We start from the raw sequence: 20,080 nt of genomic DNA on the forward strand, positions 1-20,080 counted from the left end.
AGCCGAATTCGTAGTCGACAGCGGCACAGATTCCATATAGCAACATAAGCTTCATGAGGTGGATAGCGGACACAAAATGAGTCGGGTTTTACTCAACAGAATACGGCTCGTCGACGAAAAACCGGCGAACACCCGGAGTCGCCGGTTACCTACGCGAGGAGTCGGTAGATGTTCGCCTCGTACGTCTCTCGGACCTGATCGCCCCAGTTGTGGGTGTACGTGTCTATCACGTCGTCGGCGACGTCGCCGCGCAGATACTTGACAACCCCGCGGTCCCCCGTTCGGTCGCGGAGATGCGTCGTGAAGAAGTGTCTGAAGTAGTGAGGTGTGACGTTTTCCGTGGCCCCGCCCCCCGTGCGATACCACCCCTCTTCGCGGGCGTATCCCTCGACGATGTGGCGTACGGCCTCCGGATCGAGCCGTTCGCCCCACGCTTCCGCAGTTCCGACAAACAACGGATCTGCGGGCGAATCCGTGTCCGGGCGTATCGCGAGCCACCGTTTGAGCGTCCGGGCGAGCTCGTCGTCGACGGGGATCACGGTTCCGCGCTTTCGCTTGTTCGAGGCGGTCCGCACCTCCCCGTTCAGCTCCTTCCCGACGGTCGCGTCAGGAGTCACATACAGCGAATTCGGCCGATCGGCGAGCATCGGTCGGGCCCCGAGATCGAACGCGTCGGACAGCTCGTCGTCCGCCACCGCGAGATCGCGCAGATCGAGATTACAGAGCTCGCCGACACGCATCCCCGTTTTGAGGAGCGTTACGACCAGCGCTCGGTGAAGCGGATGGCGGATATCGGTGACGAACGACCGCATGGTGGGAATCGGAATATCCCGTCGAGCCGGGTCTTTATCAACGGTCTCGTCCATCTCCTCCATCACGAGCGTCATCGGATTGCCGTCGAAGACCCCGACCTCGGTCATGTACCCGTAAAACCGATGGAGGTAAGCCGCGTACGTCGCGACCGTGCTGTCTGCGACCTCGCCGCGCAGTGAGTGAACGAATGCCATGCAGTCGCGGTGCGTAGCGGTTCCGGGTGTCGTCTCGGCGTCCAGAAACGCCTCGAACTGCCGAAGCACGCGCCCGTACGACTCCCGAGTTCGCTCGGTCTTTCCGTGGTACGTCAGGTCCTCGATGAAGTAGCCTATCGGATCCTCGACGTCGGCAGGGGCACGTGCGCTACTCATCTGTCAACACGTACCCACCCTTCCGTCCGTTGTATCGAACACGATCGCGACCTTGGAGAGAATCGAGCGCGTCCTCCAACTGCGCCTCGAAGTCACCGATCACCGCGTCCACGAGCTCCTCCCACGAGTGCGGCTCCGCGGCGAGGGCGGCTTCGACCTCGCTCTCCAACCCAATTTCCGGGGCGTCACCCCTGGGGTCAGACCCCTCGGGAGGGGACTCCACGGGATTTGTCGAGGGCGACGTGGTAAACCCTCGTCTCCCGGCCTGTACCATCGTTCTGACGAACTCGCTCTGTGACATCCCGAGTTCGGCGGCGTGGTCCTGCCACCGACCCTTCTGTTCGGCGGGTACGTACGTTTTCACCGATCGGCGATCGTCGCTCATCGCTCGATCGGTAGTTCACGAGCCGGTGACTTCAATGTATCCCACAATTCCGGATAAGGTCACTTATCCAAAATGTAGGTACCATATATCGACCGCGAGGATACGGTAATACGCTATTCTAGTACTACTATTTTCGATCGAGTTCCTATATTCCGGGATATAATATAGGCACTGTTCGTTGTGAACGTGATTCGTACTCTCCTATTGTGTCGTTCAACGGTGGTCGTCGCGGTCACCAAATTCGGTACAGTTGGTTTTTCGGTCGTGTCCGACGTCCGTCGCTACCGTCGAAGCGAGCGTCGTGGTCGGCCAGGTGTGTGGGTCGCGTACCGGGTCGCCACGACGAGAGCGCGAGTTAGGGCCCCCTCGATCCTATGGGTCACTCGGCCGTTCCGGCGGTCGGTACACGCGCCGTTGATGTCACTCGACTCCCTTCCACAGGGATAGTGAATCGCACAGAGCGTCGCGAGGGCGTCTTGGATGCTGTTGTACTCCGCGTGTCTTGGAACTGCTACAGTCCGTGAGACGCCGACAAAAGGGGTGTAACCGATCACTCGTGCGCGAGTCGAAACACCAGCGATTCGCGATCACGTATATCGCATATCGCGATATCGATGCGGGGAGTTACAGTTGGATCTCAGACGCGGGCTCGTCGACGTCCAGCACGGCCAGCGCGCGTTCTACGCTCGGGTCGCGTTCGGCGGCGTTTCGCATCAGTACCGTCTCGCTCGGGAAGAGATGTTCGCCGACGACGAGTCCGTGTTCCCGGGCTGTCGACCCGGTTACGGTGAGGTAGACGCCGAGGCCCGCCCGAGCGATCGCGGCCTCCTCCTCCTCGTCGGGGCTGGGATAGACGAACTCCACCTCGTCGAGCGCATCCGTGCCTAGTACGGCGGTGACGAGCCGTTCGTACCGCGGTGATATACACAGGTCCCCTTCGTATTTCTCGAAGAAGTCGCGGTCGAGGGTAACTGTCGGGTCGATCGCTTTCGGCTGCCCCATCAGCGTGTGGTACACGGTGTCCCCGAGACCGTTGACGACGCGGACATCGGTGTCGACCGGGTCGATCCGCTCGTTGATGTCTGCGATGGTGCCGAGCCCTCCCGGACGGATCCCGACGACTTCCTCCAAGACGAGGTCGGCGGAGTCGAAACCGAGTGCGAACTCGTGGGTTCTGAGCGCTCGAAACGGCTCCTCGCGGCCGACGAGCTTGAGGCTGGTCGCGCCGAGATCGACCGTCGCCGCATCGAACACGATCCGACGCGGCTTTCCGTCGCGGTCGTCGCGCATCAGCGTAAACTCCGGTTCGTTCGGCTCACCCGGATCAGAGTACTCCATCAATCGTTTGTAGGGGCCGTGCTCGGCCTCGACGCGGCCCTTCGTGACCGCTTTCTCGTACCTGAGGGTGTTGCTGACGCGGTCGGCGAGATCCTCCAGCCGGCTGTCGTCCCCGGCGTTCGCGATCCGTTCGAGGACCGCCTCCAGCGGCCTCCCTTTGCGGGGGACGGCGACCGGCACCGGTTCACTCATTATCGGGAGTGGGTCACCACAGCTAAAACGGGTTGCGCTTTCCGTTCGAATCGCCCGAACCGCTGATCCGAACCCACTGACGGTCTATCGAGGCGTTACGGGCCGAAAGCCTCGTTGAGCCGCTTGCGGAAGGCCTCCAACTCTTCGAGGTGTGCGTTGATGTCGTCGAGTTCCGACTCGACGTCGCCGAGGTCATCGCCGAGACGATCCTCGATGTCGGTCAGTCTGGTGTCGACCTCGGCGAGGTCGTCCCACAAGTCGTCGAACTCCTCGTCGAAGCGACCGAGGCGCGATTCGACGTCGTCGACGCGGTCTTCAGTCGATTCGAGCCCCGCTGCCGTGTCGTCGACCTGTTCGTACAGCGTCTCGACGTCGTCTCCGAGGTCCTCGACGGAATGACCGATTTCCGTGGTCCGGTCGTCGATCCGAGAGACATCATCGCTGACCTCATCGACCGTCGTTTCGACCGTCGAGACCGTCGTTTCGACGCCGTCAACTCGGTCGGTGACACCGTCTACGCGTTCACCCACGCTATCGACGTCCGAGGAGACCGACGACACCGAGTCGTCGACCTGCGAAACGTCCTCTCGGAGGTCCTCGCGATCCGCGGCGGCGGCGGCGAGTCGATCGTCGATCGCGGACATCTCGGATTCGACCGTCTCGACGGTCTCGTCGAGGTCCTCGAGGATCGCCCGTGCGGTTCCTTCGCCGTCGATGAACTCCGCGAGCGCGTCGGCGTACGCCTCGATATCCGCGACGCTGGACTGTAAGCGCGCGATTCGGACATCGACGCTCTTGGGGACGCTCACCTCGAGCTCGTCGCGGAGCGTCGCGAGATCGGACTCGTCGACCTCGTCGGCTCGGATCTCGGCCGCGAGCGCAGCCGCGAGGCCTGCGTCCGCCGTTGCGGACGGCCGCGTCTGTGATGCGCCGTCTGCATCGGGCTCCGACCCGTCGTCCGATTCGTCGGTATCGTCCACCGAGTCGGCCTCGTCGAGGGCTTCCGCGTCCGGTTCTGTCTCACCGATCTCGTCGGATTCCCCTTCGGCGCGTGGCGTGACAGCGGCGGTTCCGCCAGCCGAGACTGTGCGAGGTGCGGGTGTCGACGGTTCTCCATCCGCGGGACCCGAATCCGCGGTCGCCGAGTTATCTACGTCCGAAACCGGCTCCTCCATTCCGGGGAGCGTCGCGCGATCCCCCGAGAGAACCTCTCTGACAGCGTCTGTGTCTCCGGTTCCGAGGACATCTTCGATCTCCTCACCGACGGGGACGTGCTCGATGACGGGCGTACCGAGGAAGCCGTCCAGATCCGGCTCGTCGTCGCGAATACCGAAGACCGTCTCGACGACGTCTCCAGGCTCGAGGACGCGTTCGAACTCGACGCGGTGGTCCTTGTACGCGGTCCAGTTCTCGCTCTCGTAGTCGGGATGGAACCCGATCTGGTCCATCGGGAAAGACTCCGGGATACGGTCCACGATCCGGATGCGGACCGGGTCCTCGCGGGTTGAGGAGAGCTCGTACATCACCGCCGGTACGGGAAACGCGTCGTCGGTAAAGGATTTCTCGACGCGAATACCGTCCTCGTCGACGGTCGTCGTCGCTTCTGCCGTCCGTTCGCTCATATCGTGAGACTCCCGGAGCAGGGGCTTAAATTCCACGGGCTATGTTTCGGCGTTGATAACCGAAGCGGCGTGAAAATTGGCCGGACGACGAACTCCGTCGCAGATTCGTTTATAAGTCGATTCGGTCGCCGATCTCGACGATCGCCAGCTGATTCGGATGCGAACGGCTCCGAACGTGCTCGTGAAGCGCTGTCGGATCCGCGGTCAGCCCCTTCCACATGTCCCAGTGGGTCGGCACGAGGCGGTCGAGCGCGAGGTCTGCCGCGGCGGCGGCGATCTCGTTTTCGTCGCTGTACCACTTCGTCTCGACCGGTTCGCCGGTCTCTTTGTCAGGAACCATCCCCACGGAGCCGAACGCGAGGATTCCGAGATCGATGTCGAAGCGATCGGCGAGAGACGGGAAGGACGGAGACGGTTTGCTGTCACCGGCGTGGAACACGGTGCCCGTCGCGTGTTCGATAACGTATCCGACCGGATGCGTCGCGTCCGAGTCGTGCGTTTCGACGACGTGAACGGTGAACTCGCCGATCCGAAGCTCGTCGCCCTCGATCACTTCACAGAAGGCCTCGTCGTCGACCGCCCACTCCTCGGTCCACTCCTCTTCCTCGCGAGCGACCGCGATCGAGTCGTCAGGCGCGACGAAGTCGGCGTCCGTGTTCGCGAGGATCGGCGCCTGCGAGGGACCGTGCACGTGGTCAGTGTGCTCGTGGGTCGCCAGCACCGCGTCGGCGACGTCGACGTCTTCGGGGTCGAACGGCACCGGAATCATCCGGATCGTCCGGGGCGGGTCGCCGGTCCCGACGTAGGGGTCGATCCAAATGACCGTCCCCTCGCTGCCCTTGATCGCGAAACCGTTACAGCCGAGATACCACAGCGCGACGGTGTCGGGGTCGGCGTCCGCGACCGCACGCGGCAGCCACTCCCCCCAGTCGGAGTTCGTCATGGGTGTCGCTGCGGGGGCGTGTGGGGTAATCGTTGCGGAGTTCGTGCCAATTCCGTCGGATAGGAACGAACAAGATGCTGTCCGAGTTGCGACCCATATATGATATGTCGCTATATGGAATCAGTGCTCTCGGGAACTGACCAGCGTCTCAATGCAACGACGAAGATCACGTCACCTCGAATCGATCCGCTTTGGCTTCAAATCTCCAGCAGAGTGTGAGGATTCGGGTTACCGACACGGGTTTTCACACGGTCTGTGAAGTATCTAGCGTTCACGCGAGCCAGTGTCCCGACCAGAACGGGACCATCATGAATGACTTACAACAGCGGATATCGACCGAGACAGCACTACGGCTGCTGACCAGACAGCAGCGACGACAGATCCTCCGTCAGATGGCAGACGCCGCTGAGGAGACGACTGTCAGCCAGCTCAAGAAACATCTAGAAGTGGCGGACTCGGAGTATTCAGCGGAAGACGACTCGGTGGAACGTCGAGGTATCGGGCTTCATCACATTCACCTGCCGATGTTACAGGACGCGAACGTGATTGAGCACGACGCCGGTCGGGGCGTGGTGTATCGAGGCGAAGCGTTCCAAGACGTTCTGTCCCTGCTTGAGGCGATTGACGCCCAGCGAGAAGAGCGGTCACCACCGATCCCCTGATCGCGGATCGTCTACCGGAATTCTCTCCGAAGGCGAGTGGAGCAATCAGACGGTCTTACCATCGACCTGAACTTCAATGCCATCGTGCCGGTTTCTGTTCACCGAGACGTCGGTGTCGGCGTATCGAAACGAGACTACTACCGAGGACGACCGTCCATTGAGCAGCGTATCAAGTGCATCTGAATCGATGGCATCCTGCAGTGGCGGCAGATCGGTCGGCATCCGGTTAGTGGCTTTAGCGACCGCTTCGATGATCGTTACACAGTGCTCGTCAGTTATCTCCGAGGTATCCAGAGTCATTGTGTTGTTACGCATTGTGTATCACTGTTATTGGGAGAACGACACCGGTGGAACCCACTACGGTTTCTCTTACTGACCGTTCGGTCTGGGCCCGTATAGAGCTGTTGTGATTATCTGAGTAACTGATTATCGAGCTACTCGCGGTTGTTATTGAGCTGCCAGGTAAACACGGTCTTCAGAATCACGACAAGGCTGTTCGTCGCTCCCGTCCCCCAGATGGCCGTTTCGTCTCGCGGTTCGGGCGGGTGCTCACCGTTGCCGTCGACGAGCACACTCACGAGCGTCTGCTCCTGATCCACCATCAGGAGGCGACCGGCAGGCGTGTCCGACCAGTCCCACAGTGACTCGAACAGCTGCGCGTCGGGAACTTTGCGTTCGAGTCGGTCTTGGGCGGACCGAGACATCTCTGCGAGACGAACCGACACTCCGCGATCACTCGCACGCGAGAGACTTTCGGCGATCTCTTCGCTGAGCACCTCCTCCGCGGTCATGTAGACGATCTCGTCGTCGGCAGTCGAGATGAAATCAATCACGCGCTCACTTACGGTATCACGGCCGACTACCGTCCAGACACCTCGTTGTTCGGTGGTATGATTTCCCGAGTCGAGCGTGTCCAGCGCGTCTGTCAGTGAGGTCACGCGGTGTTCGTATTCCTGTCCGAAGTGCCGACCCGCCGTTTCCGTCGAAATCGCCCAATATCGCTTGGGACTCGACTGTTTTACGTCGACGAGGCCGCGATCACGGAGTTCGTCGGCCGCGTCGTAGACTCGCGTTCGAGGCACGTCGGCAACCTCACTCACGTCCTGAGCGCTCCCTTCGTCGAGGCTGACGAGTGCGACGAACGTTCTGGCGGCGTAGGTACTGAGACCGAGTGCTTTGAGCTGCCTGATGGCCGTGGACCGTGCTCGGTCCGATGAATCCTCGGACATTGTGTCGTCACCGCTCCCGTGAAAACCACCGAAGGTGGTGGCTTGGCGTGTAGCGACAGAGAGGTTGGGACCAGTTCTGAAGTTACACGCCACGCTACGATCCGTGCTACCGGTACAAAGATGTGTTGTGATTAAGTGGGTGAACAGCTTTGTGATACGACTGTTCCGGGCCCGAAGTCGCTAGTTCCGGCATAATTAGGTGATTATGTGAGTGACATGGCGGGGTCTCGGTGCGATGTACTAAACATCCGGGGGACAAATGAGGGTATAGCAGCCGAGGTTGGGACCAATGGACAACACATCAAATCAAGACCAAGCGATCGAACTGCTCCAACAACTCGGCCTCAAAGAATACGAGGCCAAGTCGTTCGTAGCACTCGCACGCCGCAAAAGCGGAACGGCAAAAGACATCGGAGAGACCTCTGAAGTGCCCCAGACGCGCGTCTACGACGCAATTCGGGTGTTAGAATCGAAAGGATTAGTCGAGACCCAGCATTCGAACCCACGGATGTTTCGTGCGGTCTCTATCGATGAGGCCGTCAATACACTCCGGACCGAGTACGTGGAGCGCGCGGAATCACTCCGAGACGCACTGAGCGGGCTCGAACCGACTGATGACGAAAGCGTCACTGAAGCGACTCACGAGGTGTGGGCGATCTCGGGCGATCAGGGCATCACGAGTCGGACCCAACAGTTGATCGAGGGCGCGACTGACGAGGTAATCCTCGTGATCGGGCACGAGAGCATATTTACCGACCAGTTGGCAGAGCTGCTGAACGGCGCCAACGACCGGGGATTAAACGTCATGGTCGGTACGGTCGATGAGGAACTACAGAGCGATATCCAAGCCAAGCTTCCGGGTGTATCGGTGTTCCTCTCGGAGCTGGACTGGGTGAGTCGCTCGCCGCTTCCGGGCGACGACACCGAGATCAGCCGACTGTTACTGACCGATCGAGAGGCGATCCTGGTGAGTTCGTTCACCGAGGCCCGTCGCGACGAGCGAGAACACGAACAGGGTGTGTTCGGACGAGGATTCGATAACGGCCTCGTCACCATCGTTCGACGGCTGATGGCTACCGGGCTACTGGTGGAAAACGACCCGAAAAAAGGCGAGGCCTGAGTGAGCTGGCACGCCGCAGCACACGGGTCAGGTTCATTGGCTGGACGCGCCGAGTACTTCGATCGGACGCGGTACGCCGAGACCGCCGACTACGTCTTCCCGCGGCTCGCCGAGCTCGTCGAACCTGCGTCGTCTCCGAACGTCCCGTCCTACTGACGGGCGTTTTCCGACCCGCTGTCGCGACGGACGGTCGGTCCCTCGTTGGCCGTCCCCCGCGTCACGCTTAATCCGACGGCACGTGAACTGCGACCTATGATCACGACCGACCGAATGGCCGCGGTCGACGCCAACGCCGCGGCCCTCGGCGTGCCGCAAAAACAGCTGATGGAGTCCTCGGGCAACGCGGTCGCCCGAGAGGTCCGGGCGGTCGCCGACCCGGGCGCCTCGATCGCGTTGGTCTGCGGGCGCGGGAACAACGGCGGCGACGCGCTCGTCGCCGCACGCTTTCTCGACGACTACGACGTGACCGTTCACCTGCTCGGGCGACCGGGGACCATCGGGACCGACATCGCGCGCGAGAACTGGGACGCCCTGACCGCGGCCGAGGTCCCGACCGAGGTCGTCGGCGACTCGGCCGACCTCGGGCTCGGTGGTCCAGATCTCGTCGTCGACGCGATGCTCGGTTCGGGAGCGACGGGCGCGCTCCGCGAGCCGGAGCGGACCGCGGCTCGGCGGATAAACGGGAGTGATGCCGCCGTCGTCGCCGTCGACGTTCCCTCCGGGATCGACGCCGACACGGGGGAACCGACCGCCGACGGCGACCGTCCCGTCTTCGTCGACGCGGATCGAGTGGTCACCTTCCACGACGCGAAACCCGGGCTCGACCGTCTCGACGCCGCGGTGACGGTCGCCGACATCGGGATCCCCCGAGCCGCGGAGCGGTTCACCGGGCCGGGCGACCTGCTCGGGCTCGCACGCGATCCCGACTCGCACAAGGGCGAAAACGGCGAGGTGCTGGTCGTCGGCGGCGGCCCCTACACCGGCGCTCCGTCGCTGTCGGCGCGTGCCGCGCTCCGGACCGGGGCCGACCTCGTCCGCGTCGCGTGTCCGGAATCCGTCGCCCGGGAGGTCCAGGGGTACTCCGCCGACCTGATCGTCCGAGACCTCCCCGGCGACCGCGTCGGTCCGAACCACCTCGAACGAGCGCTCCGATTGGCCGACGGAAACGACGTCGTGGTGCTCGGTCCCGGAATCGGCGACGGCGACGGCGCCGCCGCGTTCGTCCGCGAGTTCCTCGCCGAGTTCGACGGTCGCGCGGTGGTCGACGCCGACGCCCTCCGGATCGTCCCCGAGATCGACACCGACGCCGAGCTGATCTGCACGCCGCATCAGGGCGAACTGGTCGGCATGGGCGGCGAGACCGCCGACGATCCGAACGAGCGAGCCGCGCTCGTCGAGGCGTTCGCCGGCGAACTCGGTCACACCCTGCTGGTGAAGGGCGCGTACGACGTGATCGCCGCCGGGAGCGACGAGGAAAGCGGCCCGTCGGACGCGGTCCGCCTGAACCGCACGGGGAACCCGGGGATGACGGTCGGAGGGACCGGGGACGTGCTCGCCGGGGCGGTCGGCGCGCTCGCGGCGACGACCGATCCCTTCCGCGCCGCGGCCGTCGGGGCGTACGTCACGGGGACCGCGGGCGATCTCGCCGCCGCGGACAACGGGTACGGGCTGGTGGCGACGGACTTAATCGACCGGCTCCCGCAGGCTATGCGTAATGAGTGACGAGGACGCGGAGGGAGCAGAACCCGCCGACGGCGACCCCGCAGCGGCGCTGACACACACGACGGACGCCGGCGATGTCGACATGGTCGACGTCGGCGCGAAGCCGGACACGAGCCGTCGCGCGGTCGCGCGCGGCGAGATCCGACTGACGCCGTCGACGATCGCCGCCGTCGAGGCCGACGCGGTGGAGAAGGGAGACGTGTTGGCGACCGCGCGGATCGGCGCGGTACAGGCGGTCAAACACACGTGGGAGACGATCCCGATGTGTCACCAGATCCCGATCACGAACGTCGACACCGACTTCGCGGTCGGCGCCGACCGGATCGAACTGACCGTGGCCGTCGAGACGACCGGCAAGACGGGCTGTGAGATGGAGGCGTTGGAGGGGGTCACGACCGGTCTCAACGTCGTCTGGGACATGGTGAAAGCGGCCGAAAAGAACGCGGACGGACAGTACCCGGACACGCGGATCGCGGACGTCGCGGTCGTCGAGAAGGAGAAGCGGGTGGTCGGTGACGGAGACGGGGGTAAGTAACCCGTTCAGAACAGCCCGCTCACGTCGCCGTCGGCGTCGACGTCGATCCCCTCGGCGGCGGGTCTCGCGGGCAGTCCGGGCATCGTCATCACGTCCGCGGTCTTGACCACGACGAACCCGGCGCCGGCGGAGGGACTCGCCTCCCGAACGGTGAGCGTCCACCCCTCCGGAACGCCCGTGAGCGACGGATCGTCGGCAAAGGAGTACGGCGTCTTCGAGACGCATATCGGGAGGTCGCCGTGTCCCCACTCCTCGATCCGATCGAGATCGTCGCTCGCGCCGTCGACGTACTCGACGCCGTCGGCACCGTACACCTCACGGGCGACGGTCTCGATCTTCTCGCGAAGCGACGCGTCGAGGTCGTACAGCGGCGCGTACTCGCCGGTTCCGGCTCGCTCGCGGACGAGGTCGGCGAGGTCGAGCGCCCCGTCGCTCCCGTCCAGATACGCGGTCGAGCGGGCGACGGCGACGTCGCTCTCGGCGAGCGTCGATTCGAGCGCCGCCAGTTCCGCCTCCGCGTCGTCCGGGAACACGTTGACCGCGACGACCGTCGGAATCCCGAACGACTCGACGACCTCGACGTGGCGGCGGACGTTCGCGACCCCCGCCCGCACCGCCTCCGGATCCGGCTCGTCGAGCGCGTCGAAGTCGGTCGGCCACATCTCCAGTCCGTGTCGCTTGGCGCCCCGTACGGTGGCGACGACGACGGCGACATCCGGGACGATCCCCTCTCGGGCGACGATGTGCGCGAACTTCTCGGCACCCAGATCCGCCCCGAATCCGGCCTCGGTGACGAGGTAGTCCGCGAGCGAGGCGCCGACGCGATCGGCGACCAGCGTGTTCGTCCCGTGAGCGATGTTCGCGAACGGACCGCCGTGGACGAAGGCGGGGACCCCTTCGTTGGTCTGGACGAGGTTGGGACGGAACGCGTCACGCAGCAGGGCGGTGACCGCGCCGGCGATACCGATATCCGCCGGTGTGATCGGGTCGCCGTCGGCGGTTTCGGCGAGGACGATCCGCCCGATACGCGCCTTGAGATCCGCGAGGTCGCTCGCGAGCCCGAGCACGGCCATTAGCTCGGAGGCCGCGGTGATGACGAACTCGTCCTCGCGAGGGACCCCCCGCGCGGGTCCGCCGAGCCCGACCACCGTCTCCCGGAGCGCACGGTCGTTGACATCGAGGGCGCGGGGCCAATCGACGCGTCGCACGTCGACCGACTCCTCGTTCCCCTGATGGAGGTGGTTATCGAGGGCGGCCGAGATGAGGTTGTGTGCGGCCGTGAGCGCGTGGATATCACCGGTGAAGTGGAGATTGATCGCCTCCATGGGGAGCACCTGCGAGTAGCCCCCGCCGGCGGCGCCGCCCTTGACTCCGAAGACAGGGCCGAGCGACGGCTCCCGAACCGCGAGCGCGGTCGACTCGCCCCGCGCCGAGAGCGCCTGTCCGAGTCCCACGGTCGTCACCGTCTTCCCTTCGCCCTTCGGCGTCGGTGTCATCCCCGTCACGAGGACGGTCGTGCTATCGACCGCGTCCGGGTCCGCCGTCGCCGAACGGACCGCCTCGTGGGTGAGCTTCGCGATCCCGTCGCCTCTGGGCTCGATGTCGGCCGAGCCCAGTCCGAGGTCGGCGGCGACGTCTGCGATCGGCCGCGAATCGGCAGCCCGCGCGACCGCGAGATCGGACTCCGGTACATCGACGGCCTCGGCAGCGGAATCGAGTCCCATATCGGCCCTTCACAGGGGGAGAGTATGAGGATTGTTCGGTGTGTGCTGGCGTGTGACGTGGGCGGCCGGAAGCCGTGATAGTAGAATACAGGGCGCGCGCAGTCAGTCGTCGGCCGGCTCCGCGCCGTCGCCGCCCGACGCGTCATCCGCGGCTCGGCCATCCGCGGTTCCGCCGTCCGAGACGGTGACCGCGATGTCCGCGGCCGCGGCCTTGTACTCGGGGATTTTCGCCCGATCGTCGAGCACGTCGTTAGTGAGCCGGTTAGCGGACGCGGCGGCGAAGTGCGGGGTCGTCCAGACGACGCCCTCCTTGATGTCCTCGGTCACCTGCGCTTTCACCTCGATCTCGCCGCGCCGCGACCGGAGGGTCACGGTGTCGCCGTCCTCGATCCCGTACGCCTCGGCGTCGTTCGGATGGACGTCGACGAAGTTCTCGGGGTGCTGGCGCAGGAGCGTGGGGGACCGGCGGCTCATCGTCCCCGTGTTGTAGTGCTCCTCCAGACGAGCGGTCGTGAGGATCAGCGGGTACTCCTCGTCGGGGACCTCCGCGGGCGGCTGATGCTGGACGCCCTCTATGTGTCCGAGACCGTTCTCGGTGTCGAACGAGTCCGCGTAGAGGTACTGGTCGCCCTCGTCGCCCTCCTCGTAGCAGGGCCACTGGATCCCGGTCTCACCGAGCGAGTCGTACGTCATCCCGTGGTAGATCGGACACACCTGTCGAAGCTCCTCGAAGACGGCCTCAACGTCGTCGAACCGGAACTCCTCCTCGCTGAACAGGCGGCTCCCGATGTCCATCAGGATGTCGAGGTCGTGTCTGGTGTTCTCGTGGACCTTGTCGGCGCCGCGCATCAGCTGGACGCGTCGGTCGGTGTTGGTGACGGTGCCGCCGCGCTCGGCCCACGTCGTCGCCGGGAGGACCACGTCAGCGAGTTTGGCGGTCTCCGTCATGAAGATGTCCTGGACACAGAGGAACTCGAGGTCCTCCTTGAACCGCTTCTCGGTCTCGTTGCCGTCGGGTTCGCTCATGATGGGATTTTCACCCATCACGTACAGCCCGTGGACCGTGTCGCCGATCGCATGCGATATCTCGACGTTCGTGAGTCCCGGCTCGTCGGGGACCTCGAAGCCCCACTCCGCTTCGACCGACCGGCGGGCCTCGTCGTCGTCGACGAGCTGGTACCCCGGCAAGACGTTCGGCATCGCGCCGACGTCGCAGGTTCCCTGGACGTTGTTCTGCCCGCGAAGCGGGTTGACGCCGGCTCCCGGCTTCCCGAGGTTCCCCGTGATCAGCGCGAGGTTGATCTCGTTTTGCACGTTGTCGACGCCGCAGGTGTGCTGGCTCATCCCCATTCCGGTGAAGATGGCGGCGTTGTTCGCCATCGCGTACTTCTCGGCGGCGATCTCGATGTCTTCGAGCGGCACGCCAGCCTCCTCCGCGGCCGCCGCCTTGTCGAAGTCGTCGAGCGTTTCCTTCAGGTGCTCGAACCCTTCCGTGCGCTCCTCGACGAACTCCTCGTCGATCCAGCCCGCGTCCGGCTCCTCCTCGTGGCGTTCGAGGACCGTCTTGAGCACGACGTTCAACAGGGGAATGTCGGTCCCCGGGTTCAACTGGAGGTGCATGTGCCGCTCCGTCTCCTCGATCTCGAACGAGCGCGTCGTCTTGTTGGCGTGCGGGTCGACCTGGATGACGGTCGCGCCCTCTAAGACCGCCTGTCGGAAGTACTGGCTGTTGGCGATCGGATGCTGCTCGCCGGGGTTCGCCCCCTGTATCCAGAGGACGTCCGCAGACTCCTCTAGGTCCGCCATACTGTTGGTCATCGCGCCCTGCCCGAGACTGGTCCGGAGCGCCCACACCGTGGAAGCGTGACACATCCGCGTGCAGTTGTCGACCTGATTCGTGCCGTATCGGCGTGCGAGCTTCTGGAGGAGATAGTTCTCCTCGTTCATCGTCTTCGAGGAGCCGAAAAAGCCCATTCCGTCCGGGCCGTGCTCCTCGCGGATCCCCTCCATCTCCGAGACGATCCGCGAGTAGGCCTCCTCCCACGTCGCCTCGCGAAACTCCCCGTCCTCTCTGATCAGCGGTTCGGTCAGCCGGTCCTCGTGATCGACGACCTGCGTCGCCGCGCCGCCCTTGATGCAGACGCGCCCCTCGTTGACGGGCGCCTCGCCCCACGGCATGAAGTTCACGTCGCCCGGGTCGTCGCCCTGATTCACCTTGATCCCGCACCCGACCCCACAGTACGGGCAGATGGTCTTGACCGGCTCGCCCTCGTCAGCGGACATGACTCTCACCTCGATGTGTGTTCATATGACATGATTTATGACCCATAACTCATGAGTGTGTCGGTGGTTCCCACGAGCGGCCCCGTGGGGACTCCCCACGGACGTCTCCGCGAACGCGTCTGCACCCCTCTGCCGCCGAACGGTTTTATTTCGTGCCCGCAATCGGTCGGTATGGGACCGTCGCTCGGAGATATCGACGTCGACGCGTACGCCGAGGCGTACCGTGACTCCGCCCCCTATTACCCGGTCGAAGACGAGGCGATCGGGTCGCTGTCGAAGGCGTTTCGGGAGGGCGAGTACGGGAAGCGAGACGTCGAATGGATCGTCCGATGGTACTTCCGCCGTCGCGTCGAGGCGATAGATCACGTCGAACGGAGAGCCGTCGAATCGGCGGTCGCCGACGCCGACCGCCGCGAGCTGCGAGGCCGGTTGTGGGACGCGATCGACGCGCTGGACGAAGCCGATCAGGCGGACGAAGCAGAGCAGGCGGACGAAGCAGAGCAGGCGGACGAAGCAGAGCAGGCGGACGAAGCCGATCAGGCGGACGAAGCAGAGCAGGCGGACGAAGCCGATCAGGCGGACGAAGCAGAGCAGGCGGACGAAGCAGATCACGCAGACGAGACAGACGCGGCGGACGAAGCGAGCGAAGCGGATGAGACTGAGCAGTCGGCTGTATCCGACTCGCCGCCCCACCACCGGGCGCTCGACGCGCTCACCCGTATTCCGGGCGTCGACGTCGCGGTCGGCTCCGCATTCTTGTGGTTCCTCGAGCCGGATCGGCACTTCGTCCTCGGCGACCGTGAGTGGCAGGTCGTCGCCGCGCTGGGGGATCTGGAGGGACCCTTCCCGGACGCCCCGACCGTAGACGACTACGACCGATATCTCGACGCAGTTCGCGCGGTTGCACGCGATCTGGATGTCGATCACTGGCGGCTCTATCAAACGATTCAGCAGGTGTACGCCGAGGAGTTCGACGACTGAGTCGATTCGAAGGGCCCTGTTGAGACGCTATTTTAGATTTGCTTAAGCGTGGAACAGCCGGTCGTTGAAAGGGACTTTTTGATCAGTCGCGGGAGTGAGCGTTGCAGTACGTTGGAGCCGTTGTTTATCACGGATTGAGTTGTGTTGCTGGCGGCTGTTTATAAACGATTGACAACTCTGCGGTGAACATCTTCAAAACCCCACCCGAACCGCAACCGCAGCCTCACGCCTCCGCAGCCTCACGCCTCCCCGGCCTCATCGGTGGTCCTCCGCTTCGCTCCGGACCACCGACTCCCTCGTGCGGGCTGCTCGCGCCCTCCGGGCGCTCGCAGGCGCACGCCACCGCACCGTTATTAATCACCGACCGTTGCTGTCGCTCACGGTTACTTAAAGACTGTATCGCCACCACCGACCTGCAACACTCACTCTCGCTATCGATCGCCGTTGCGTCTGCGTTGATCCCGGTCGGGTCAGAACGGATCTCCTGCTGCGGTTTCAACAAGCCCTCAAATGGGAATCGGTTCCGGCCTACCGGTCCACGAACGGCGGGATGACGACCTCGGCGCGCTTCTCGTCGCCGCGAACGACGACGCTCACCTCCGCGTCGGCCTCGGCGTAGCTCTCGTGGAGGTACCCCAATCCGATCGGCTCGTTGAGCGTCGGGCTCATCGTTCCGGAGGTGAGGTGACCGATCCGGGTGAGGTCGCCGTCGGTGACCGCGTAGCCGCCGCGGGGAACGCCGCGGTCGAGCAGGCGGACGCCGACGAACTTCTCGTCGACCCCCTCCTCGTGTTGGGCTTCGAGCGCGTCGCGACCGACGAACTCCGTGTCGAGCTTCACGACGAACCCGATTCGGGCCTCGTACGGCGTCCGCGGCTCCTCGTCGGGGTCGAAGTCCTGTCCGGAGAGGAGGTACCCCATCTCCGTCCGGAGCGTGTCTCGCGCGCCGAGCCCGCACGGCTGGGCGTCGCCGAAGGCGGTCCAGACCGTCTCGACGTCGCCCGTAGGGCACATGACCTCGAAGCCGTCCTCGCCGGTGTAGCCCGTCCGAGCGACCCAGCTGTCGACGCCGTCGACCGCGGCGACGGTCGCCTCGAACTTCGAGAGGCCCACCACGCGGTCCGCCGGGGTCGCGTCGTCGAGCGCGTCGGCCGCGTCCGGACCCTGAACGGCGAGCATCGCCCAGTCGTCGGTGACGTTCTCGACGGCGGCGTCCAGCCCCTCGTCGTCGCGGTAATCGACCCACCGGTCGTACATCTGCTCGTCGTGGCCCGCGTTCGGCACGAAGAGGTACGCGGGGTGTGCCGGGTCGGCGGCGGGCGCGTCGAGATCGCGGTCGAGGTCGGCGAGCGCGGCCGCCCCCGTTCCGGCCGCGACGCCGTCGGGCAGCCGGTAGACGACGGTGTCGTCGAGCATGATCCCCTCCTCGGTCGTGATCGCGGCGTACTGGGAGTCGCCGGGATCGAGCGCGGTCACGTCGTTCGTCGTCAGGCGATTCATGAGCCTCGTCGCGTCCGGTCCCGACACCTCGATCTCGCCCATGTGCGAGACGTCGAAGATCCCGACGCTTTCGCGGACCGCGGCGTGTTCCTCGCGGATCGAATCGAACTCGACGGGCATCTGCCAGCCGCCGAAGTCGGTGAACTTCGCGCCGCGCGTGTCGTGGGCCGCGTGAAGCGGGGGGAGTCGGTCGGTCATGGGGATCACGTCTTCGGGACGAACCTAAGGTCTTGTCATGAACGAAGTGAGGGAGGCACGTTCGTATGGCCGACACGCTCAAATCGACGCCGACCGTTCTCCCGGACGTGACTCGGAACCTCGCCGGTCTCCTCGCTCCGGCCGCGGCGGTCCTCCTCGTCGCCCTGGTCGTCGCCGCGGTCGTCGGCGCGTGGCCCCCGTTCGTCGCCGTCGAGAGCGGGAGCATGGCCCCGGCGGTCGAGCGCGGCGACCTCGTCGTCGTCACGTCGACGGAGCGGTTCCCGTGGGGCGGACTCGTCGGGAGCCACGAGCCGGGCGCGCCCACGCGACTCGGCGGGCCGGGCGACGTCGCGGTGTTCGCTCCTCCACAGAGCGGGGATCGCCCGATCCTCCACCGGATCGCCTTTTCAGTGAGCGAGGGCGAGGACTGGACGGAGCGCGCGGACCCGGCGCTGCTCGACGGGAGCTGTGAGGCGCTGACCAGCTGCCCCGCTCCCCACGGCGGCTACGTCACCTACGGCGACGCCAACGGGGAGTACGACCAGAGCGCCGGGCTGGCCCCGGTCGTCAGGCCGGAGTGGATCGGCGCGAAGGCGCTCGTCTCGGTGCCGAACCTGGGCTGGGTACGCGTCGGGATCGACGCCGCGATCGCCCGGTTCGGGATCGGACCGACGATGCTCGGCGTCGGCGGCCTCGCAGCGATACTGGGCGGGGTCGGGGCGACCGTGATCGGATGGGTCGGAAAGCGACGGCGAGTATAACAGGGTCGAGCGGGCGTCCGTCGTCTCGGTGGGGGATGTCGGCGGTCTCCAGCGGAGAGAATCAGTCGTTTCCGAGCGGCGCTTTCACTCGGAAGACGCTTCGGCGGTCGCGTCGGCGGATTTCTCAGCGTCGTCGACGTCTCCGTCGAGCGTCACCGAGTCGTTCGCGGCGTTTCGGAGGGCGTCGGAGCGACCGAACTCGCCGGGCGCGATCGCGAGGGTTCGAATACCGTACCCGTTCGCGGTCTCGAGGACCGGCTTGAAATCGGTGTCACGAGAGGCGATCGCGAGCGTCGTCATCCGGCCTTCGGCCGCGAATCGAGCCGCGTCGACGGCGAGTTTCACGTCGACGTCGCCGCTGGTGATGACGACCTCGAAGCCGCGGGCCTCGGCGGCCTGAATCAGTCCGGGCGTCGCGTGTTCGTCGAGGTACAGGCGCGTCGTCACGAGCGGGCCGACCGCCTCCGCCGTCGTCCGAACGTCGTCGAGGTCGACGTCGAACTCCTCGCGCAGCACGTTCGGGCCGTCGACGAACAGCGCGACGCCGACCGGCTCGTCGTCCGCCCGACCAGTGGTGTCCATGGAAAACGGTCGGGGACGAGCGAAAATAGGCGTGCTGGTCTGCGACGGGAAGCCGTTCTCGGTCAAAGGTGGAGGTATAGCCGACCGTTCCCGATGACCTGTCACTTATTACCATATCGAGTGTATCACCACTATGATATCTCGCGTGCTGGTGCCGATGGACGACTCGGAGATGGCAGAGCGCGCGCTCCGATACGCGCTCGACGCCCACCCGGACGCCGAGATCACGGTGGTTCACATCGTCGGCGAGCCGTCGTCGATGATGGGGGGTCCGGCCGGGATCGCCCTCGCCGACGATCCCGAGGCGGCCGCACGGGAACACGCGGGCGACCTGTTCGATCGCGTCCGCGAGATCGCCGCCGAGTCCGACGTTGAGATCGAGACGGTCGTCAAGGTCGGGCATCCCGCACGAGCGGTGATCAACATCTCCGAGGAGTTCGACGCCGTAGTCATCGGGAGCCACAGCGGCAGCCTCGCCGACCGACTACTCGTCGGTAACATCGCGGAGAAGATCGTTCGCGGATCGGCGGCGCCGGTGACCGTCGTCAGGTAGCTCATCGTCGGGCCTTCGATCCCTTATATTCGTATTACGACCTCACTGACGACTGTAGTGAATATACGGAGTATTGAAGTATAGTGTCCAAGAATACCGAAGTAAGATGGCGAAATCAAACGCATTCACCGTCATTTCCGAGCAGAACGATCACGATTGCACCACCGTTCGTGCACATCCCCGCAACGAGACGTACCACATCGTCGAGTACGTCGACGACGACGCGCGTCAGCGGGTCGCGGACCTCCCGGTCGGCTCAGTCGTCCGCATGGAGCTGTCGCGGGCGGGCCGTCGGAGTAACGTCTGGTGCGCCGAGTCCGTACGGACCGCACACACCGACGGGGGGACTGAGCAGTAGGTGATCCCAATCGATCGTCGGTGATCCCCATCGATCGTTTCAACTGACCGGCGCTGCCGGACCTCACCGTCCGTTACGTCCTCCGTCCCGTCTCGCGGGCCGCCACCGCCCGCAGTCTCCCCTCGGCTTGCCGTCAGTCGCTGCCTATCAGCCGCTATCCCTCCTCGTATACCGAGCATTCGAGGGGAGATCGACCGCAATAGCTATA

At 64.8% G+C, this 20,080-nt stretch carries 19 protein-coding genes; 8 read left to right on the plus strand and 11 right to left on the minus strand.

The features are described 5' to 3' along the window. Positions 1–149: 149 nt before the first annotated feature. The 5 genes from ACNSN4_RS06980 to ACNSN4_RS07000 all read right to left on the minus strand — a co-directional run bounded on the left by ACNSN4_RS06980 (position 150) and on the right by ACNSN4_RS07000 (position 5,664). A complete protein-coding gene (locus tag ACNSN4_RS06980; protein WP_418285076.1) occupies positions 150–1,184 on the minus strand; it encodes a tyrosine-type recombinase/integrase in 1,035 nt (344 codons plus the stop codon). Continuing rightward, entirely contained in the window at positions 1,177–1,569 is a 393-nt protein-coding gene (locus ACNSN4_RS06985) for a DUF5805 domain-containing protein (protein WP_418285077.1), read from the minus strand. Before ACNSN4_RS06985 ends, ACNSN4_RS06980 begins: the two co-directional genes overlap by 8 nt. A 624-nt stretch (positions 1,570–2,193) precedes the next feature. Next, entirely contained in the window at positions 2,194–3,099 is a 906-nt protein-coding gene (locus tag ACNSN4_RS06990; RefSeq protein ID WP_418285078.1) for a phosphoribosyltransferase HisG-related protein, read from the minus strand. 95 nt (positions 3,100–3,194) lie between these two features. Next, complete coding sequence (locus ACNSN4_RS06995; protein ID WP_418285079.1) at positions 3,195–4,721, minus strand: hypothetical protein; 1,527 nt, start codon at positions 4,719–4,721, stop codon at positions 3,195–3,197. A 109-nt stretch (positions 4,722–4,830) separates the two neighbouring features. Next, a complete protein-coding gene (locus tag ACNSN4_RS07000; RefSeq protein WP_418285080.1) occupies positions 4,831–5,664 on the minus strand; it encodes an MBL fold metallo-hydrolase in 834 nt (277 codons plus the stop codon). 308 nt (positions 5,665–5,972) lie between these two features. Here ACNSN4_RS07000 and ACNSN4_RS07005 point away from each other — a divergent pair, with 308 nt between their 5' ends. Next, on the plus strand, positions 5,973–6,326 hold the full coding sequence (locus ACNSN4_RS07005) for a DUF7344 domain-containing protein (protein WP_418285081.1): 354 nt from the start codon (positions 5,973–5,975) through the stop codon (positions 6,324–6,326). Between the two features lie 45 nt (positions 6,327–6,371). Here the strand turns inward: ACNSN4_RS07005 and ACNSN4_RS07010 are convergent, their stop codons facing one another. Both ACNSN4_RS07010 and ACNSN4_RS07015 read right to left on the minus strand, forming a co-directional pair. Next, positions 6,372–6,626, minus strand: a complete 255-nt coding sequence (locus ACNSN4_RS07010; protein ID WP_418285082.1) for a HalOD1 output domain-containing protein — start codon at positions 6,624–6,626, stop codon at positions 6,372–6,374. 134 nt (positions 6,627–6,760) lie between these two features. Continuing rightward, a complete protein-coding gene (locus ACNSN4_RS07015; protein WP_418285083.1) occupies positions 6,761–7,555 on the minus strand; it encodes a TrmB family transcriptional regulator in 795 nt (264 codons plus the stop codon). A 289-nt stretch (positions 7,556–7,844) separates the two neighbouring features. On the opposite strand from ACNSN4_RS07015, the gene ACNSN4_RS07020 reads away from it, so the two are divergent. The 3 genes from ACNSN4_RS07020 to moaC all read left to right on the plus strand — a co-directional run bounded on the left by ACNSN4_RS07020 (position 7,845) and on the right by moaC (position 10,932). After that, entirely contained in the window at positions 7,845–8,675 is an 831-nt protein-coding gene (locus tag ACNSN4_RS07020; RefSeq protein WP_418285084.1) for a TrmB family transcriptional regulator, read from the plus strand. A 252-nt stretch (positions 8,676–8,927) separates the two neighbouring features. Next, positions 8,928–10,397 carry an NAD(P)H-hydrate dehydratase gene (locus ACNSN4_RS07025; protein ID WP_418285085.1) on the plus strand — a complete coding sequence of 490 codons (1,470 nt, stop codon included), beginning with the start codon at positions 8,928–8,930 and terminating at the stop codon, positions 10,395–10,397. Next, positions 10,390–10,932, plus strand: a complete 543-nt coding sequence (gene moaC, locus ACNSN4_RS07030) for a cyclic pyranopterin monophosphate synthase MoaC (protein WP_418285086.1) — start codon at positions 10,390–10,392, stop codon at positions 10,930–10,932. Before ACNSN4_RS07025 ends, moaC begins: the two co-directional genes overlap by 8 nt. A 5-nt stretch (positions 10,933–10,937) precedes the next feature. Here the strand turns inward: moaC and ACNSN4_RS07035 are convergent, their stop codons facing one another. Together ACNSN4_RS07035 and fdhF are read right to left on the minus strand one after the other, a co-directional pair. Then, positions 10,938–12,656: a formate--tetrahydrofolate ligase gene (locus ACNSN4_RS07035; protein WP_418285087.1), complete on the minus strand. Its 1,719-nt coding sequence runs from the start codon at positions 12,654–12,656 to the stop codon at positions 10,938–10,940. 102 nt (positions 12,657–12,758) lie between these two features. Next, positions 12,759–14,939, minus strand: a complete 2,181-nt coding sequence (gene fdhF / locus ACNSN4_RS07040) for a formate dehydrogenase subunit alpha (protein ID WP_418285088.1) — start codon at positions 14,937–14,939, stop codon at positions 12,759–12,761. A gap of 171 nt (positions 14,940–15,110) precedes the next feature. On the opposite strand from fdhF, the gene ACNSN4_RS07045 reads away from it, so the two are divergent. Further along, a complete protein-coding gene (locus ACNSN4_RS07045; protein ID WP_418285089.1) occupies positions 15,111–15,920 on the plus strand; it encodes a hypothetical protein in 810 nt (269 codons plus the stop codon). Positions 15,921–16,448: 528 nt separating this feature from the next. Here ACNSN4_RS07045 and ACNSN4_RS07050 read toward each other — a convergent pair. Continuing rightward, complete coding sequence (locus ACNSN4_RS07050; RefSeq protein ID WP_418285090.1) at positions 16,449–17,618, minus strand: glycine cleavage system aminomethyltransferase GcvT; 1,170 nt, start codon at positions 17,616–17,618, stop codon at positions 16,449–16,451. A gap of 65 nt (positions 17,619–17,683) precedes the next feature. Here ACNSN4_RS07050 and ACNSN4_RS07055 point away from each other — a divergent pair, with 65 nt between their 5' ends. After that, on the plus strand, positions 17,684–18,379 hold the full coding sequence (locus tag ACNSN4_RS07055; RefSeq protein WP_418285091.1) for a S26 family signal peptidase: 696 nt from the start codon (positions 17,684–17,686) through the stop codon (positions 18,377–18,379). 84 nt (positions 18,380–18,463) lie between these two features. Here the strand turns inward: ACNSN4_RS07055 and ACNSN4_RS07060 are convergent, their stop codons facing one another. Beyond that, positions 18,464–18,961: an NYN domain-containing protein gene (locus tag ACNSN4_RS07060; RefSeq protein ID WP_418285092.1), complete on the minus strand. Its 498-nt coding sequence runs from the start codon at positions 18,959–18,961 to the stop codon at positions 18,464–18,466. A gap of 133 nt (positions 18,962–19,094) precedes the next feature. Here ACNSN4_RS07060 and ACNSN4_RS07065 point away from each other — a divergent pair, with 133 nt between their 5' ends. Together ACNSN4_RS07065 and ACNSN4_RS07070 are read left to right on the plus strand one after the other, a co-directional pair. Then, positions 19,095–19,514, plus strand: a complete 420-nt coding sequence (locus ACNSN4_RS07065) for a universal stress protein (RefSeq protein WP_418285093.1) — start codon at positions 19,095–19,097, stop codon at positions 19,512–19,514. A gap of 106 nt (positions 19,515–19,620) precedes the next feature. After that, positions 19,621–19,872, plus strand: a complete 252-nt coding sequence (locus tag ACNSN4_RS07070; protein ID WP_418285094.1) for a DUF7999 family protein — start codon at positions 19,621–19,623, stop codon at positions 19,870–19,872. The last annotated feature ends 208 nt before the right edge of the window (positions 19,873–20,080 follow it).

The organism is Halorubrum marinum, assembly GCF_048381195.1.
Lineage (GTDB): Archaea > Halobacteriota > Halobacteria > Halobacteriales > Haloferacaceae > Halorubrum.